At 39.4% G+C, this 16225-nt stretch carries 14 protein-coding genes and 1 riboswitch; of the genes, 3 read left to right on the top strand and 11 right to left on the bottom strand.

Translation table 11 applies throughout. From position 1 onward, the window contains the following. The first annotated feature begins 68 nt into the window (after window positions 1-68). Window positions 69-3215, top strand: a complete 3147-nt coding sequence (locus tag M3O96_RS00510; RefSeq protein WP_249717546.1) for an AsmA-like C-terminal region-containing protein — start codon at window positions 69-71, stop codon at window positions 3213-3215. On the opposite strand, the gene M3O96_RS00505 is transcribed toward M3O96_RS00510, so the two are convergent. After that, window positions 3184-3597 carry a hypothetical protein gene (locus M3O96_RS00505; RefSeq protein WP_249717544.1) on the bottom strand — a complete coding sequence of 138 codons (414 nt, stop codon included), beginning with the start codon at window positions 3595-3597 and terminating at the stop codon, window positions 3184-3186. The genes M3O96_RS00510 and M3O96_RS00505 overlap by 32 nt on opposite strands. A 151-nt stretch (window positions 3598-3748) precedes the next feature. Here M3O96_RS00505 and M3O96_RS00500 point away from each other — a divergent pair, with 151 nt between their 5' ends. Together M3O96_RS00500 and M3O96_RS00495 are read left to right on the top strand one after the other, a co-directional pair. Next, window positions 3749-3889: a hypothetical protein gene (locus M3O96_RS00500; RefSeq protein ID WP_249717542.1), complete on the top strand. Its 141-nt coding sequence runs from the start codon at window positions 3749-3751 to the stop codon at window positions 3887-3889. A gap of 15 nt (window positions 3890-3904) precedes the next feature. Beyond that, on the top strand, window positions 3905-4405 hold the full coding sequence (locus tag M3O96_RS00495) for a hypothetical protein (protein ID WP_249717541.1): 501 nt from the start codon (window positions 3905-3907) through the stop codon (window positions 4403-4405). A 78-nt stretch (window positions 4406-4483) separates the two neighbouring features. Here M3O96_RS00495 and M3O96_RS00490 read toward each other — a convergent pair whose 3' ends face one another. From M3O96_RS00490 to M3O96_RS00445, 10 genes are all read right to left on the bottom strand, one after another. Continuing rightward, entirely contained in the window at window positions 4484-5665 is a 1182-nt protein-coding gene (locus tag M3O96_RS00490) for a TolC family protein (protein WP_249717539.1), read from the bottom strand. Continuing rightward, a complete protein-coding gene (locus M3O96_RS00485; RefSeq protein WP_249717537.1) occupies window positions 5662-8751 on the bottom strand; it encodes an efflux RND transporter permease subunit in 3090 nt (1029 codons plus the stop codon). The genes M3O96_RS00490 and M3O96_RS00485 overlap by 4 nt, the downstream gene beginning before the upstream one ends. A 67-nt stretch (window positions 8752-8818) precedes the next feature. Then, complete coding sequence (locus M3O96_RS00480; RefSeq protein ID WP_249717535.1) at window positions 8819-10315, bottom strand: efflux RND transporter periplasmic adaptor subunit; 1497 nt, start codon at window positions 10313-10315, stop codon at window positions 8819-8821. 77 nt (window positions 10316-10392) lie between these two features. Beyond that, a complete protein-coding gene (locus M3O96_RS00475; protein ID WP_249717533.1) occupies window positions 10393-10806 on the bottom strand; it encodes a hypothetical protein in 414 nt (137 codons plus the stop codon). A 99-nt stretch (window positions 10807-10905) separates the two neighbouring features. Further along, window positions 10906-11331: a DUF1801 domain-containing protein gene (locus M3O96_RS00470; protein WP_249717530.1), complete on the bottom strand. Its 426-nt coding sequence runs from the start codon at window positions 11329-11331 to the stop codon at window positions 10906-10908. A gap of 5 nt (window positions 11332-11336) precedes the next feature. Further along, window positions 11337-11867: a YdeI/OmpD-associated family protein gene (locus M3O96_RS00465; RefSeq protein ID WP_249717528.1), complete on the bottom strand. Its 531-nt coding sequence runs from the start codon at window positions 11865-11867 to the stop codon at window positions 11337-11339. A 174-nt stretch (window positions 11868-12041) separates the two neighbouring features. Further along, window positions 12042-13211, bottom strand: a complete 1170-nt coding sequence (locus tag M3O96_RS00460) for a trans-sulfuration enzyme family protein (RefSeq protein WP_249717526.1) — start codon at window positions 13209-13211, stop codon at window positions 12042-12044. Window positions 13212-13525: 314 nt separating this feature from the next. Beyond that, window positions 13526-13631, bottom strand: a riboswitch (SAM riboswitch). Between the two features lie 310 nt (window positions 13632-13941). Then, window positions 13942-14502, bottom strand: coding sequence for an aminoacyl-tRNA hydrolase (gene pth, locus M3O96_RS00455; RefSeq protein ID WP_249717524.1), 561 nt, complete (start codon window positions 14500-14502; stop codon window positions 13942-13944). Window positions 14503-14590: 88 nt separating this feature from the next. Further along, a complete protein-coding gene (locus tag M3O96_RS00450; RefSeq protein WP_249717522.1) occupies window positions 14591-15163 on the bottom strand; it encodes a 50S ribosomal protein L25/general stress protein Ctc in 573 nt (190 codons plus the stop codon). A gap of 41 nt (window positions 15164-15204) precedes the next feature. Continuing rightward, window positions 15205-16131, bottom strand: coding sequence for a ribose-phosphate pyrophosphokinase (locus M3O96_RS00445; RefSeq protein ID WP_249717521.1), 927 nt, complete (start codon window positions 16129-16131; stop codon window positions 15205-15207). Window positions 16132-16225 lie beyond the last annotated feature (94 nt).

Raw genomic sequence — 16225 nt, 5'->3', positions numbered from 1 at the left:
AATTTTGGGAGAAAAATAAAAAAGTACATTTTTGACGTTATTTTTATTGTTGGATTTAAAAATAGAAAATGAGTAGACGGATTATCACAAGTACAATTATTATAGTTTTTTTGGCTATTGTAGTCATACCTAGTGTATCAATTTTTTTGCTTTATAAAAACCAAAAACAACTGACACAGCATGCGCTTGATACACTTAATCAAGGATTTGTCGGTGAATTGAAGGTTGGCGATTCCCGGATCTCTCCTTTTTCTAATTTTCCATATGTATCGATCGACCTGCTACAGGTAGTTTTTTATGGAGAGAAAAATCCTGATGCGGATGTGATTTTGAACATCAAGGACTTGTATATCGGGTTTAGTATTTGGGACATCTTAAAAGGAAAATACAATATCAAATCTCTTAAGATCGAGGATGGGCTTGTAGATCTGACAAAAGACCTGAAAGGCAACTTTAATCTCATTCAGGCCATTGGTAGTAATTCCGTGAATTCAGAAAATGTGGAAAATGAATTGGAATTCAACCTTTCCCAAATCCAATTGCAATCGATTAAGATAACTTACAATGATCTTTCCGATCTAAGTGCTTTACAAATTGATCTTTCCAAGGGTCTTGCTTCCATAAATTTTATAAATGACCACATTATTGTTGATCTTGATTCTGATATGGTTTTTGATTATCTAATCGGAGGGAAGCCATCGTTTTTTTTCAACAAGCACTTGGGCGTTGAAATTCAACTTGATTATGACGAATTTAAAAGTGAAGTATCTATCCCCCGGTCCAGATTGGTATTGGAGGATGCTTATTTGACACTTTCAGGTAAAGCCATTTTGGGGGAAGAAACGTATTTGGATTTGGAAATTGGTGGTGAAAAACCTGATTTTTCATTGTTGGCAGCATTTTTACCCAATGAAACCGGAGCAGCATTGAAAAAATACAAAAATGAAGGGGATGTTTATTTTCAAGGCAGCGTCAAGGGAATCGTGGGTGATGGTATTGTGCCTGAGATTGCATTTGAGTTTGGTTGTGACAACGCATATTTCTTAAATCCCGATAAATCACGTAAAGTGGACGAATTACGTTTTTCCGGATTTTTTACCAATGGCAAAGACAGAAGTCTAAAAACTTCCGAGTTTCAATTATTGAATTTTTATGCCAAGCCTGAACAGGGCAAGTTTCAGGGCAAGTTGGTGATCCGTGATTTTGAGGATCCTTATGTGAAAGTCAATCTCAATGCCGACTTGGATTTGGAGTTTTTGGGTCAGTTTTTTGAGGTGGAAGGATTGGAAGGTTTTAGCGGTCAGGTGATAGTCAATATGGATTTTGACGAGCTTATTGCATTAGACAGCAGCACTACCGGTCTTACAGGGATCAAAAACAGCCTTGAAAGTGAGTTAATTGTCAAAAATTTAAATTTCAAATTGCAGGAATACCCCCTTCCGGTCAAAAATGCAAATGTCTATGCATTTATGAAAAATGGAAACCTCAAACTTGAAAACCTTGCATTTCGCATAGGAGACTCGGATTTCAAAATATCGGGATCTCTCGATGATTTTCCTGCTTTGATCCATGGACAAAATAAGCCAGTCCGCGCTGAACTAAAGGCTTTTTCAAATACCATTGACCTGAATCAATTGATTCCATCGGACACAAGTTTCAAAGAAGTCATCTCTGATTTTAGCATTTTTCTTGCATTCGAATCAAAAGGATTTGATCTACTGAATTTTGAGCACTTACCAAAAGGTGAGTTTTTTATTGAGGATTTTCATGCCAAACTCAAAAATTACCCCCATGCTTTTCATGATTTTCATGCTGACATCATTATAGATGAAAAGATGATGGAGGTCATGGATTTCTCTGGAGAAATTGACAAAAGCGATTTTCATTTTTCAGGGAAAGTCATGAATTACCCAAAATGGTTTCAGGAAGTCACGCAAGGTGATAGCAGGTTTGAGTTTGATCTTGTGTCTAATCACCTCAACATCAGCGACCTTCTGAGTTATAATGGGGTAAACTATCTTCCCAAAGATTATCAAAACGAAGAAATTGACAAATTGAGCTTGAAAGGAAGCCTTGACTTACATTATGATGGCCAATTCCAATCAGCAGATTTTTATCTCAAAGATCTTGATGGAAAGTTCAAGGTCCATCCATTACGCCTCCATGATTTCAGAGGAAGGGTTCACTACGAAAATGATTACCTGACTTTAGAAGATTTTGGAGGAAATATGGGTGAGTCTGATTTCAGTCTGAAAATGGGGTATTTTTTGGGGGAGTCCGATTCTCTTAACTCTAAAGCCAATTATTTTTTCATCAAATCCAAAGCCCTTGACCTTGATAAATTGATGGCATTTGAAGGTATTGAAGTCGATACCAACCATCAGGAAGCTTTCAATGTGTTTGAGCTGCCATTTACCAATATGGCATTTGAGGCAAAAATCGGGAAAATGAATTACCACAATTTTTGGTTGGAAGATGTGCAAGCAAAAGCGAGAACAACAAAAAACCATTATATCCATTTGGATACACTTGGCCTTCGTGCTGCTGAGGGTACATTGGCGGTCAAAGGGTATTTCAATGGAAGTGATCCAAGCCACATCTATTTCCACAGCACCATGAAAGCTGATAAACTGGATTTGGATAAGCTGCTATTCAAATTTGAAAATTTCGGCCAGGATTATTTGATCAATGAAAACCTGCATGGCAAAGTCAGCGGTACAATCACGAGTAAATTTTTGGTCTATCCTGACCTGACGCCCATCATTGACAAGTCAGAAGCTGATATGGACCTGACTGTCTATCAGGGTAGCCTAGTAAATTTCGCACCTCTCAGTGCCATGTCTTCCTATTTTTCTGACAAAAACCTCAACAATGTCAGATTTGACACCTTGAAAAATACTTTTGAATTGAAGGAAGGAATACTCTCTATTCCACGCATGAACATCAATTCCAGTCTTGGTTTTATCGAATTGTCAGGAAAGCAAAGTCTCGATATGAACATGGATTATTTTATCCGAATTCCTTTGGGCTTGGTCACCTCGGTTGGATTCAAGTCACTTTTTGCAGGCAAAAACAAAGATGAAATTGATCCTGATCAGGAAGATTCCATTGTTTACCGGGATGGAAATAGGAGGGTGCGATTCGTTAATGTCAATATGAAAGGAACCCCTGATGACTACAAAGTCAGCTTGGCGAAGGATAAGAATTTGAAATAGCCAATCTCCAGCAGAAAATGGCCAATATTAAAGTCAAAGGGGAGGCAAAGAATTTTTCGAAGTCATTGTTTGCAAAAAGGTTTCCAATGGTATTGAGCGCAAAAACAACCATCAGGATGTAGAAGAAAACCTTAAGGAAAATAGGTTTGACTTTCCAAAGTAGATAACCGGCTCTTATTGCGACAGCAATCATTACCAAAACTGTAATCAGAATAGAGATTGACTCAAATACAAACATTTGTTCTCTGGTTTCCAACCTTCCTCCCCAAGTATTTTCAAAAGGGATAATTCCTGAAAGAATTAAAAAATGGAATACCAAGGTAACTGAGGTTATCAGCAGGATTCCATTTGCTGCGAATTTGGGAGTGAGGAATTTATGCATGACTTATTAAATTTTGGACTATTGATTATAACCTAAATTTAAGGATTTATGCAGTTGTGGAATGGTGTTCAAATATCTGTTAATAACCTTTTGTTTTAATTTTTTTGAAAAATGGCACTATTTCATTAAATCGAGTTAATTATTGGGAAAAATGAAGACAGTAAAAAAATTCAAATCATTTAAAGAACTAAAATCGAGTGAAGACAAGAAAATTGCTGAACCATCTTCAATTAAGCACCATAATGATTTTGAAAAGTTAATAGCAGAAATAAGAAAGGTTAAGAAACAATAAAGCTATTCATTTTAAATGGAGGAGAACCTAAAGGAAAGTTTATTGGCTATTTGCTCCTCGCTTTCAAAACACAAAGTTGATTATTTAATTGTAGGCGGAATAGCTGTTGCACTTCATGGATTTTTTAGAATATCAAGAAACCAATCAGGACAGATTATGGATAAACCAGATATTGATATTTGGTTTGATCCTACCTATTCTAATTATTTCAATGTATTAAAAGTAATGAAGGAGTTGGGTCAGGATATAACTGAGATTGAAAAAGAAAAGACGCCACATCCAAGAGAATCCTTTTTTAAAATAGAGTTTGAAAGTTTTTACCTTGATTTTTTACCTGAAATAAAATCAAAAATCAAATTTTCGGATGCCCACCAAAGAAAAGAAAGGATTTTATTTGAAGAAATTCCTATAGATTTAATTCACTATTCAGACCTTATTTTTGATAAAGAGACTTCGGCTAGGAAGAAAGACCTTGAGGATATTGAACAATTGAGAAAGCTTAAAGGAGATAAATAAAGATTTTGAATAATCGGAAATTTAAGAATAAATCTGCACCCAAAGGACGATAAAAAGCCTCAACTGAATCCAATTTGTTTATAACCTGAATTTTAGGATTTCAGCGACAGTGGCGTGGTATTCAAATTCTGTCTGCAGGTAATTATTGTAAGCCATATAGTAGTAATTGCTCTCCAAGAAATATTCAATTGTTGAAATATGACCAACAGCCAATGCTTTATCCAAGTATTCTTTGCTGTTGATTGTAGAAAGTACAGTCTGGTATTCATTCAACGTAACCGCAAGTTTCTGGTACTTTTCGAATAGCTGTCTTGATGAAGAGTATTTATCATTTTGGTATTGGAGCACTTTGAGACCGGATGAAGACAGTTCAGCTTCACTTTGTCTGACTTTGTATTTGTTTTCCCAAAGAGGAATGGTTGTTCCAAGGTGAAATCCATTGAAGTTTTGACCCAGGATAGCCTGATGACGATAGCCTGCTTCCAATTTGGGTAAAGCCATCGCTTTGGATAATTCAACCTGTTTTTGAGCTGAAACAATTTCCATTTCGATAAATCTCATTGTCGGGTCTTTGGCTTGAATTTCGCCAAACAATTCTTCGAAATCCTCAATGGAATCCATCACCGGGTAGTCAGTGGATCGGAAAGTTAATTCCTCCCCACCATTTAGCCCAGTCAGTTTTTGTGTCAGTTGGTTGATCTGTGACTGATTAAGCTGGAAGTCTTTATTGATTTCAATCAATTGAAGCCTAGCCTTATTGACATCGAGGATATTGCCCTCACCTGTGGTCAGTCTTTTTTCAAAACTAGCTAATAAGCCTTCGGTATAGGCCTTTCTTTCTTGGAACTGAAGCTGGAGTTTGTTCCGATAGATCAATTCCAAACAGGTAGTTTGCGCCTCAAATAATACTTCTTGTCTACCTGCATTGAATTGAAAATCAGTTTGTGAAATCCTTCCCTCTGAAAGCTGTTTTCTTATACCGTATGAAGTCGGAAAGTCAAAAGCTTGATTGAGCAGAAAGTCTGTTTGATTGCCGGCATTCTGGGGAAAGCCATACATGAAATCGTATTCCACATTGGGATTGTAGAGAGGATTGTTTGATTTGAAACCCAGTTTTTGGGCCTCTGTATTTTGGGCATTGGCCTGCAGGGTTTTGTTATTTTTCTCAATTTCCGCCAAGATATCTTCTATACTGACTTGTGCCAAAACAGGAAAGGCAACGAATGAAGTCAGCAGTAATGAATAGATTATTTTTTTCATTTTATCTCAGATTTTGTTTTGGATAGATAATACACCATCGGCACGATGATGAGATTTAAAAGAGTAGAAGTAGTCAATCCCCCCAAAATGACTTTTGCCATCGGGCTTTGGATTTCATTCCCTGGAAGGTCACTCGCCAAAGCCAATGGAATCAAGGCAAGCCCCGCAGTGATGGCGGTCATCAAAATAGGACTCAACCTGTCTTTGGAGCCTTGAATAACCGTTTGGTAAAGATCCAAGCCTTCTTCTCTCAAAGTTTCATAGTGGGAGACCAATAGAATGCCGTTTCGGGTAGCAATGCCAAATAAAGTGATGAACCCGATGATGGCAGGAATGCTCAGAATTCCATTGGTAAAATAGATACTCAAAATCCCTCCTATCAAGGCAAGAGGCAAATTGATTAGAATGATTGAAGCCGTTTTTGCATTTTTGAATTCCTGAAAAAGAATCAGAAAAATCACTAATAAAGAAAACATCGAAGCTATCAAGAGGGTAGAGGAGGCTTCTTCTTCGGCTTCAAATTGACCACCGAGCTCGACATGGTATCCTTCCGGCAATTTAATGTTGTCATTGATTCTTTGACGTACTTCATCCACAACGGATTTTTGGTCACGTCCTGCCACATTTGCAGATACGACTGTTTTCCTCTGGACATTTTCCCTGTTGATCGTATTGGGTCCACTGGCTGATACAATGTCAGCCACGTAGTGAAGCGGAATTTTTTCACCGGTATGGGTATCAATCTGGGTGTTGAGGATATCTTCCATTTCCCCTCTGCTTTGCGGATCAAACCTGACAATAAGGTCAAAGGAGCGGTTTTCCTCATAGATATCAGAAACTTTTTCACCCGATAATCCCACATCCACAAATTCATTGAACTGCCCAATGGTAATCCCATAATGGCTCAACATTTCTCTTTTGGCCTTGATCTGGATTTGAGGGATTTCGATCTGTGGTTCTACACTCAGGTCTACCAATCCTTCGATATTCTGAATTTCATTTTTGATCTGATTGCCAAGCGCATTCATCCTGTTGAGGTCGGAGCCAAATATTTTGATGGCAATGTTTGCCCGCGTACCCGAAAGCATATGGTCGATTCTGTGTGAAATCGGTTGACCTATTGAAATGTTAGCTTCCTTAACAACAGAAAGTTTATCCCTCAAGTCTGCCAAAAATTCTGCCCTTGTTCTTTCCCCAAGTTCAAAAGGAACCTCAATTTCAGAAGAATTGACACCTTGGGCATGTTCATCCAATTCCGCCCTGCCTGTTCTTCTAGTAGTGGATATTATTTCGGGAATAGTCAGTAGGACATCCTCCACCCTTTTTCCGATTTTATTGCTTTCTTCCAATGAAAGACCGGGTAATGAGACAACTGCCAAAGTCAAAGCCCCCTCATTAAATTCCGGTAAAAAGCTTCTTCCCAATTGGGTAAATGCTAAAATAGCCAAAACCAACATTCCCAGCGCTGAACCGATAAAAGCCTTTTTCCACTTCATAGCAAACTCCAAAAAAGTAACATAGAACACTTGAAGTTTGGTCACGAGCCAACTTTCCTTCTCCTGTTTTTCGAGCCTTTCTTCATTTGTCAGCATATAGCTGCACAGTACAGGGGTCAATGTGATGGCAATGATCAGGGAAGCAAAAAGCGCCACGATAAAGGCGATGCCCAATGGTGCCAAAAGCTTTCCTTCCATTCCTGAGAGAAAGAATAGTGGAATAAATGCCACAATGATTATAAATGTAGCATTGATGATGGATTGACGGATTTCAAAAGAGGCATTGAAAATCACCTCAATCTGATTGGTTCTTTCTGCTTTTGGTTTCTTGGCATTTTCCTTCAGCCTTTTCAAAACATTCTCCACATCAATGATAGCATCGTCTACCAAATCACCGATTGCGATCGCCATGCCTCCGAGACTCATGGTGTTGATCGTAAAACCAAGCCACTTCAAGGTCAAAATTGCCACAAGCAGAGAGATAGGAATCGCTAATAGGGAAATGATCGTTGCTCTCCAATTCATCAAAAACAAAAAGAGAACGATCACCACAAAGGCACTTCCCTCCATGAGTGTTCTTTGGATATTGCTGATGGAGGCGTTGATAAAATCTGCCTGCCTGAAAACTTTGGTATTGATGACAATGTCTGCAGGCAAGGTTTTTTGAAGATCAAAGACGGCTTCATCGATTTTTGAGGTCAATTCCAAAGTATTGACACTCGGTTGTTTGGATACAGCGAGCACCACAGATGGCTTACCGTTATTGGAAGCATCTCCGATTTTTGGTGCCGAGCCGATTTTAATTTCTGCGACATCTTCGATCCTGATGATCTGTCCACTTGATTTTTTGATAATTGACCTTCCGATTTCGCTTACGTCATTCGTTCTTCCAATCCCCTTGATGATGTATTCATTTCCATACTCATTCAAAAATCCTCCTGAAGAGTTGCCGTTTGATTCTCCGGCTGCAGCAATAAGTTCCGAAAGGGAGACACCATGGAAGTTCATCCTTTGGGGATTGGCTTGTATTTGGTATTGCTTGAAGTCTCCACCATACACGATTACCTGAGCTACACCACCGGTAGCCAAGAGCCTTGGCCGGATAATCCAATCCGCGATGGTTCGCAAGTCCATCATAGTGGTGCTGTCAGCAGAAAGGGCGACGAACATAATTTCTCCCATAATGGAAGATTGTGGTGCCATAGTGGGAGTTCCAACTCCGTCAGGAAGCCTATCAGATATAGTGGCTAATTTTTCGTTGACCACTTGTCTTGCCCGGTAGATATCCGTATCCCATTCAAATTCGACCCAAACCACTGAGAAACCTCCTGATGATGCACTGCGGACCCGTCGGACATTACTTGCACCGTTGACAGACGTTTCTATAGGAAAGGTGACAAGACGCTCCACCTCTTCCGGGGCCATGCCGTGGGCTTCAGTCAAGACCACCACAGTAGGCGCCGTCAGGTCAGGGAAAACATCCACTTCCATATTAAAGGCAATGTATGTTCCAAAAAGTGATAACAGACCAAAGCCGACAATGACCAAAAGTCGGTTGTTAAGTGAAAATTTTAAGATTCTGTTGAGCATGTTTTTCTTGATGTATTATATTGAAAATCAGTAGATTGGGGTGATATCCCTATAAAACAACTCAAGGTCAATGGGAGTGACCATGCTCCGGAATAGCTCCTGAGGCACTTGCCAATTTGATGGCATAGGCCCCTTTAGTGACGACCCTTTCTCCTTCTTTCACTCCTGAGAGTACCTGTACATGTTTTCCATCATTGCCTCCCAATTTGATTTCTCTTTTTTGGAAAGTTTCTCCTCCTGTCTGTACAAAAACAAAGAAATTTCCAAGCTCTTCCATCAAGGCAGAAGAAGGAATCACCAAAGCATCCGGTATGGGAGTTGATTTCAGGTAAACTTCAGCCACAGATCCCGGGATGATATTTCCAATATTGTCTATTTCAAAAGAGATCGGTATGTAGGACGTGTTTTCAGAAGTACTTTTTCCGAAGGAGATAACCTTACCGTTCATGTTTTCTGTATCAAAAACTGTCTCTTCGCTGATGATTTTAAAATTGGCAGCGCTGATGGAAGGCAATTTTTGGAAGTACTTTTGGGAAACATTTGCCTGAAGTACTATCTTTTTGTTTTTACTGACCAAGGCCAAAGGAATTCCGGGTTCGACATATTGACCTTCAGAAACAAGGAGATTTTTGAGGAAACCATTTGAACTCGTGGTTACTTTTTGGCCGGAAGCGGAATAGTTTTTGGAAACTGCCTGATAGCTCGACTGCATGTTTTCATACTCAAGTTTGGTTTTGAGGAAATCCCGTTCCGAAATAATCTTATCCTTCACCAAAATTTCAGCCCGTTCAAATTCAGCTTTGGCCAATTCGTATTTGGCTTTGGTTTCTTTGTAGTAGACATCGGGATTTCCCTGGGCAAGGCTTCCACCGGTGATGGTAAAAAGATGGTCACCGACATTCAGCTTTGATCCAACAATCGTTTTGTTGCTCGCAAAAATGACCGCGCCCCCTGAATTGGCGGTGATCACTGTTTCATCTCCCGGAGCGGGAAGGACCTGACCACTTGTTTTTAGGATTTCCCTGAAAGTAACCCTGCGTACGGGTTCATTGGCAAATTCAATATTCCAAGCCTGAGGCTTCAAATAGCTAATCTCCTCCCCGGTTTCAGACGCTTTCTGATTTCTGACCACAGCGACCAAATCGCTGAAAACCTCAATATTTTCAAAAATAAATTGTTCTGAACTTTGACCGGTTTGGACATCAAAAGTGAGTTTCCCTGCACCGCTTGATTCAGGGGTGATTTCAACTTCATAGATGCCTGTACTTGCTTGGCTATTTGCTTCAGCCAAAAAATTCTTTCCGTCCACGGTAAGGGTGACTTTGATTTCCCCATCTTGAATCGGTTGGAATTTATCCCCGAGACTAGTCAGGTGAACCATCATGGTTGTTGGTTTTCCGGCTATCAGGTAAGGGAAGTCTGTAAAAAGTTCGGTTTTGTCTGAATAGGAGGTCAATGCCACGGGCGGGATTGATTCTTCCTCATCGTGGCTATGGTCATGGGGTTGGCCGCAACTGAAAGCGAGGACCAATAGCCAAGCCAAAAGGGTATTTGCCTTTTTCATGGAAATGTAAATTTAGATTTTAAATAGAAGATGGTGTGCCAAAGAGAATCCAAGCAGGATTATTGGTCACAATGAAATCAGCTAAAAAACGGTGGTGCTCTTAATCCACCGGGTGGAAAATAGCCAACTATTAGCGAAGCTTCAGTAGGGTCAAAAAATTGTTTATTTACAACAAATACAGGAAAACTGATTTTCAGACATAATGTATCATTAGACTGGAAATCAAAATACTGTTTGTTAAATGTCTCGTCCATATTGGGACAGGAGATGCATTCTACTCCTTTTTGTCCGTGGGGAACAAATGAAAAGACATTATCTAATAGGCCATGATGATCAGCAGAATTAAAACCTATGACTTCTCCTTGGTGTGAATGGTGATTGTGGTGAAATTCATCCGCATTTCCATGGTGATGATGGGGAAAAATGCTGTGCCCCAACATCATCAATGTGGAGACTGATAAAAAAAACAGGGACAGATAGTTTTTCAGCATTTAATTCAAAGATAAAGAACGCATCAAATGATTCATCATTGAAGGCAAATTATCTGTTTTAAATATAAATGATCCAAATAAACTGCCCAATGACAAAAGTCACTCAGTGGGGTATTTTTCATGGATGAATTTGATACATTCTTTGGCCAAAGCCTTGATTACCTCTTCACTCACATCTGAAAGCTTGTTGATATACACACAGGATTTACCATTTTTGAATTTGCCTAATTGGCCGAGCAGCGCACCATGCTGACCTTCTACATCACATAATAAATAAAGTGAGATAGCAGCCTTTCTCGGTGAGAATCCCAAAAGCGGTGCATCATCCTCACGGCCACTGTCATATTTATAATGGTAAGAACCAAATCCAATGATACTTGGGCCCCACATTTTGGGTTCAAAACCTGACACTTCGCTGAAAATCTTGATCAGTTCAAAGCTGTCTTTTCTTTTCTGGTCATTTTCTACGGAATTGATAAAATTCGTTACAGAACTGTCCGTTTCCTGGGTTTTGTTCTTGGTCATGGTTTCTATTTGTATTTATCATTTAGACCGATTCCCTGCATGATCATCGGTTTGATTTTTTCCAGTCGGGTCAATTGAGTTGCTTCCCGTTTGGCTTCCTGTATGTATGCCGAATATTCTTTTTGTTTGTAAGAACTTAGCTTTTCAAAACAGAAATTGAATTCTTCATCCGAACACAATGCCTCGCTGAGTATGGTGGGGATTTCTATTTCCTTAGATTTTTGGATGTCAGGTTTAAGCCCATTTTTAGCATTTTCAATGGCCTCTTGGATGTAAGAAATGATTAAATCGGGATTGATTTCATCGATGGATTGAAACCTCCATTGCCGTTGTGATTTGGTTTTGCCCTCTTGCGCATTGACCAAAACCTGCGCAGGATCGGTTAAAAAAACGCCATTGTAAAACCAAATCCCCACATAGGATTTGAATGCCGCAATGCCCAAAATATTTTGACCTCTGTAGGTATAGACATCAATTCCCCATTTGATTGTCCTTTCCAGTTCGGTTTGCGAAATAATGGATTTCAGTTTATCCATTATATCTATTGGGTTTTTGATCATTTTGGGAAAGATTAGATTGAGAATCTAATTTAATTCTGATTCCGATAAAATACCAGCCTCAGGCTTGGACAAAAAATATTGAAATAGTACAAAAGGCACAAAAGTCGACCTTTTATGCCTTTGGTAGTATTCACTTTTGATCAAAATCCTTTATTTTGAATGTATCAGGGCATTTTCGACGTCTTTGATAATGTCTTCATAATGTTCAAGCCCAACGGATAACCTTACCAATCCATCCGAAATCCCCACTTTGGCCCTTTCTTCCACTGAGAGTTTGCTATGAGTAGTAGAAGCAGGATGGGTGATGATGCTGCGGCTATCTCCGAGGTTTGGTGTGATGGATACCATCTGAAGGGAATCAATGAATTTCTGTGCCCTTGCCAATCCTCCTTTCAAGGTGAGGGTAATAATTCCTCCACCTTGTTTCATTTGTTTTTTGGCAAGTTCATATTGAGGATGGGAGGGAAGGAACGGATATTTGACAAAATCAATTTCTTTGTTTCCTTCAAAATAGGATGCCACTTTCAATGCATTTTCACAATGCCTGTCCATTCTGACAGCCAAGGTTTCCATACTTTTTGACAAAATCCAAGCATTGAAGGGAGAGATAGATGGTCCGGTATGTCTTGTGAAAAATTCTACTTCTTTGATCAGTTCCTTTTTACCCAAGATCAAACCTCCCAAAATCCGACCTTGACCGTCGATATATTTGGTGGCAGAATGCGTAACAATATGGGCTCCCCATTTTGCTGGTTGTTGCAGGTAAGGAGTAGCAAAACAGTTGTCAACTACCAAGATCAGGTTATGTGCAGCTGCAAATTTCCCTGCCCACTCCAGGTCAATGATTTCTAATCCCGGATTGGAAGGAGTTTCGATAAACAGCATTTTGGTGTTAGGCTGCACGAGTTTGTCCCAATGCTGAAAGGTCGAAATATCTCCGTAAGTGGAAGTTATTCCCCATTTTGGGAAAATGCGCGTGAGTAGCTGATGTGTAGAACCAAAAAGGGAGCGGGAAGCCAAAATATGGTCTCCTTGCTGCAATAGCGATGCAATACTTCCAAACATGGCCGCCATGCCCGATGAGGTCGCAATTCCGGATTCTGTTCCTTCTGCCGCACAGACTTTTTGGATCAAGTCCGACGAATTGGGATTGGAATACCGGGAATAAATATTTCCTTCGACTTCCTCGGCAAACATCTGTCTCGCTTCTTCAGCCGAATCAAAAGTAAAACTCGAAGTCAGGTAAATCGGGGAGGAATGTTCTCTTTGGCTTGATTGGCTTGCGCTGATGCGGATGGCGTCGGTTTCGAAATGGGACATGGGAGAATGGTATTTAGGTATTGGTTAATAGGTTAGTGGTGTGTTGAAATAAAGGGAATGTGTTAATGGAAAATTTTGGAAGAATCAAAAAACTCAGTGCCAATATAATTTTATGGCAGGAACACAAATTATTTAGAATTGAGGAAAAAATCGAAATAAGAAATTCCTTGGAATTCGTAAATCGTAAATCATAAATCTTAAATCCTACTTCAAACTTCGTACTTCCTACATCGTACTTCGTACTTCGTACTTTGTACCTTAAAATTCTGGAAAATTCCGAAAGATGATTGGAAAGCTGAAATCGCATAATGTCTAATTTATAGTTCCCGTTTATTCGGGCAGGTATTGGCACCTTTTCACTGTTGCGAATGGTTGCCAGAGGGTCAGCGAGCCTGTTCTCTCACCTCTTCTTTATAAATCAGTTGCCTGAGTTGGTTGCAAAGTAAGTTTCCAAAAAGTTGATTTCAAAAGATTATTCCATAATACTTTTTTATTGAAGGGAAATAAGATTGAAATATGGTAGAAATATGATGGAAATAGGGTTGAAATACGATGGAAATATGATGGAAATAAGGTAGAAATAGAGTAGAAATATGATAGAAATAAGGATGAAACAAAATGGAAATACGGTCTGACCTGAAAATTATTTCAATGGTATTTCGCGAAGCGTATTTCAATTATATATCGCCAATTGCATATTTCAATCTATTTCACGAAGCATATTTCGTTTTCATTCATTAAATTGAGTCATCGTCATATTGATACCGACGGTACAGAGGCTAAGTGTCATTTCAATGGCTTTGTCCATGAAAATAGGAAGTTCGTCGATTTCTTTTTGAGACCATCTTCCGAGAACATATTCTATCTGTCTTCCTTTTGGAAAATCATCTCCAATACCAAATCTCAGTCTAGGATAATCCTGTCCTCCTGTAAGTTCTTCAATATTTTTGAGTCCATTATGTCCTGCCGCAGAGCCTTTTCCTCTCATCCGGAGTTTACCAAATGGCAGGGCCACATCATCCACGATGACCATGATGTTTTCTTTGGGAATATCCAATTCCTTCATCCAATAATTCACAGCTTTTCCGCTTAGGTTCATGTAAGTGGTGGGTTTGATCAGGTAAATCTGTCTGCTTTTGTACTTGAAATTGGTGCTGAACGCAAGACGGTCGCTTTTCCAAGAGACACCTTGCTTGTCGGCGAGTCTGTCTACTGTCAAAAATCCCACATTGTGCCGGGTCAACTCATATTCCGGACCGATATTCCCAAGTCCTACAATCAGGTATTTCATCAATTCAATTTTTGGAATGTGGAGCAAAAATAAAAAATCCTGCTTAAGGACTAAGCAGGATTTGATTTATTGGTTTTAAGAAGTGAAATTATTCACCTTTTTTACCTCTCAATGCTCTTGGGATACCGACAGAAATGATCGATACATTTGGACTTGTAAGGATTTGAAAGCCTTCAGCTTTGATTTCCCCTACTCTAACTGATTTTCCAAGGTCAAGTTTAGAAACATCAACTTTGATTTTGTCAGGAAGACTACCTGCCAAACCTTTTACAGCGATTTTTCTTGTTTTGAATTCCAACTTACCACCTTTTTGAACACCGGGAGCCGTTCCGACGATTTCAACAGGTATTTCAAATTTGATTTCTCTATCCGGGCTGAAAGCCAAGAAGTCAGCATGTAACAATACATCACTTACAGGATGGAATTGTGTGTCTTTCAACACTGCTTTGAATATGTTGCCTTCAATATTCAAGTCAACCATGTGTACATCTGGTGTGTAAACAAGGTCTCTGAAAAGAATGGCAGGAGAATAAAAGTGGATTTGTTCTTTGATGGCAGGACCGTAAACTACACAAGGTACGTTACCTTCTTCACGGATCTGCTTCAAGTCTCCACTCTCGAGATTTGCTCTTTTAAACCCTATAATCTCTAATGATTTCATAAATTTTTTAATTTGATTGTATATAATTTGATTAAGTAATTCTAAATAAATAATGCACTGATTGAAGTATTACCTGTAACTGCATGGATTGCTTTTGCAAACAAATCGGATACAGACAAGACTCTGATTTTGGAAGAAGTCTGTTTCATCGGGATGGTATCAGTGATCACCAATTCTTTTAAAACAGAGTTTTCAAGGTTTTGGTAAGCATTTCCTGACAATACTCCATGAGTTGCAATCGCCCTTACAGACAATGCTCCTTTTTCCATCAGGATCTGTGCTGCTTTGCAAAGTGTCCCTGCTGTATCTACAAGGTCATCTACCAAGATGACGTCTTTTCCTTCCACATCTCCGATCACCTGCATGGAAGCGATTTCATTGGCTCTTTTTCTATGCTTATCACAGACGACCATTTCTACTTCAAAGTGCTTAGCATAAGACCTTGCTCTTGCCACACCACCCACATCAGGAGCTGCGAAAATCATATTGTCCAAGGCAAGCCTTTCCAAATAGGGCACAAAAATAGCTGATCCATTCAAATGATCCAAAGGAATATCAAAAAAACCCTGAATTTGTCCGGCATGAAGGTCACAAGTCATGATCCTATCGGCACCTGCTGAGGTCAGCATATTGGCAATCAGCTTCGCAGCAATGGAAACACGTGGTCTGTCTTTTCTATCTTGCCTTGCATAACCATAATAAGGGATCACCGCGCAGACTTTGTAGGCACTTGCCCTTTTGGCCGCATCAATCATCAGACAGAGTTCCAATAAATTGTCGGCAGTAGGATTGGTGGTCTGAATCAAAAAGACCGTACAGCCTCTTATTGATTCATTATAGCTAGGGGAAAGTTCACCATCGCTAAATTTGGAGATTGTCAGGTCCCCAAGACGTTTTCCGTAATGTTTGGCAATTTTTTCTGAAAGTTGAAGGCTGTTAGTTCCGGAGAAGAGTTTGACTTCAGACATGATTTTATGAGAAATAATCGGTGAATGGAAAGGCTTAAATCTAGTTGCAAAGGTATTGAAAATTGATGGCTTTCAGAATTTGGACTACTATAAT

The sequence above is a fragment of the Aquiflexum sp. TKW24L genome (genome assembly GCF_023502205.1).
In the GTDB taxonomy this organism is placed as follows: Bacteria; Bacteroidota; Bacteroidia; order Cytophagales; family Cyclobacteriaceae; genus Cognataquiflexum.
The sequence above is the reverse complement of the archived record's forward strand: the minus strand, read 5'-3'. Positions and strand labels throughout refer to the sequence as shown.

Excerpts from the sequence above, each read along its gene's own strand:
- M3O96_RS00505 (WP_249717544.1), bottom strand. The coding sequence starts at position 3,597 with ATGCATAAATTCCTCACTCCCAAATTCGCAGCAAATGGAATCCTGCTG.
- M3O96_RS00445 (WP_249717521.1), bottom strand. The coding sequence starts at position 16,131 with ATGTCTGAAGTCAAACTCTTCTCCGGAACTAACAGCCTTCAACTTTCA.
- M3O96_RS00475 (WP_249717533.1), bottom strand. The coding sequence starts at position 10,806 with ATGCTGAAAAACTATCTGTCCCTGTTTTTTTTATCAGTCTCCACATTG.
- M3O96_RS00460 (WP_249717526.1), bottom strand. The coding sequence starts at position 13,211 with ATGTCCCATTTCGAAACCGACGCCATCCGCATCAGCGCAAGCCAATCA.
- M3O96_RS00485 (WP_249717537.1), bottom strand. The coding sequence starts at position 8,751 with ATGCTCAACAGAATCTTAAAATTTTCACTTAACAACCGACTTTTGGTC.
- M3O96_RS00480 (WP_249717535.1), bottom strand. The coding sequence starts at position 10,315 with ATGAAAAAGGCAAATACCCTTTTGGCTTGGCTATTGGTCCTCGCTTTC.
- M3O96_RS00490 (WP_249717539.1), bottom strand. The coding sequence starts at position 5,665 with ATGAAAAAAATAATCTATTCATTACTGCTGACTTCATTCGTTGCCTTT.
- M3O96_RS00495 (WP_249717541.1), top strand. The coding sequence starts at position 3,905 with ATGGAGGAGAACCTAAAGGAAAGTTTATTGGCTATTTGCTCCTCGCTT.
- M3O96_RS00500 (WP_249717542.1), top strand. The coding sequence starts at position 3,749 with ATGAAGACAGTAAAAAAATTCAAATCATTTAAAGAACTAAAATCGAGT.
- M3O96_RS00465 (WP_249717528.1), bottom strand. The coding sequence starts at position 11,867 with ATGGATAAACTGAAATCCATTATTTCGCAAACCGAACTGGAAAGGACA.
- M3O96_RS00450 (WP_249717522.1), bottom strand. The coding sequence starts at position 15,163 with ATGAAATCATTAGAGATTATAGGGTTTAAAAGAGCAAATCTCGAGAGT.
- M3O96_RS00470 (WP_249717530.1), bottom strand. The coding sequence starts at position 11,331 with ATGACCAAGAACAAAACCCAGGAAACGGACAGTTCTGTAACGAATTTT.
- pth (WP_249717524.1), bottom strand. The coding sequence starts at position 14,502 with ATGAAATACCTGATTGTAGGACTTGGGAATATCGGTCCGGAATATGAG.
- M3O96_RS00510 (WP_249717546.1), top strand. The coding sequence starts at position 69 with ATGAGTAGACGGATTATCACAAGTACAATTATTATAGTTTTTTTGGCT.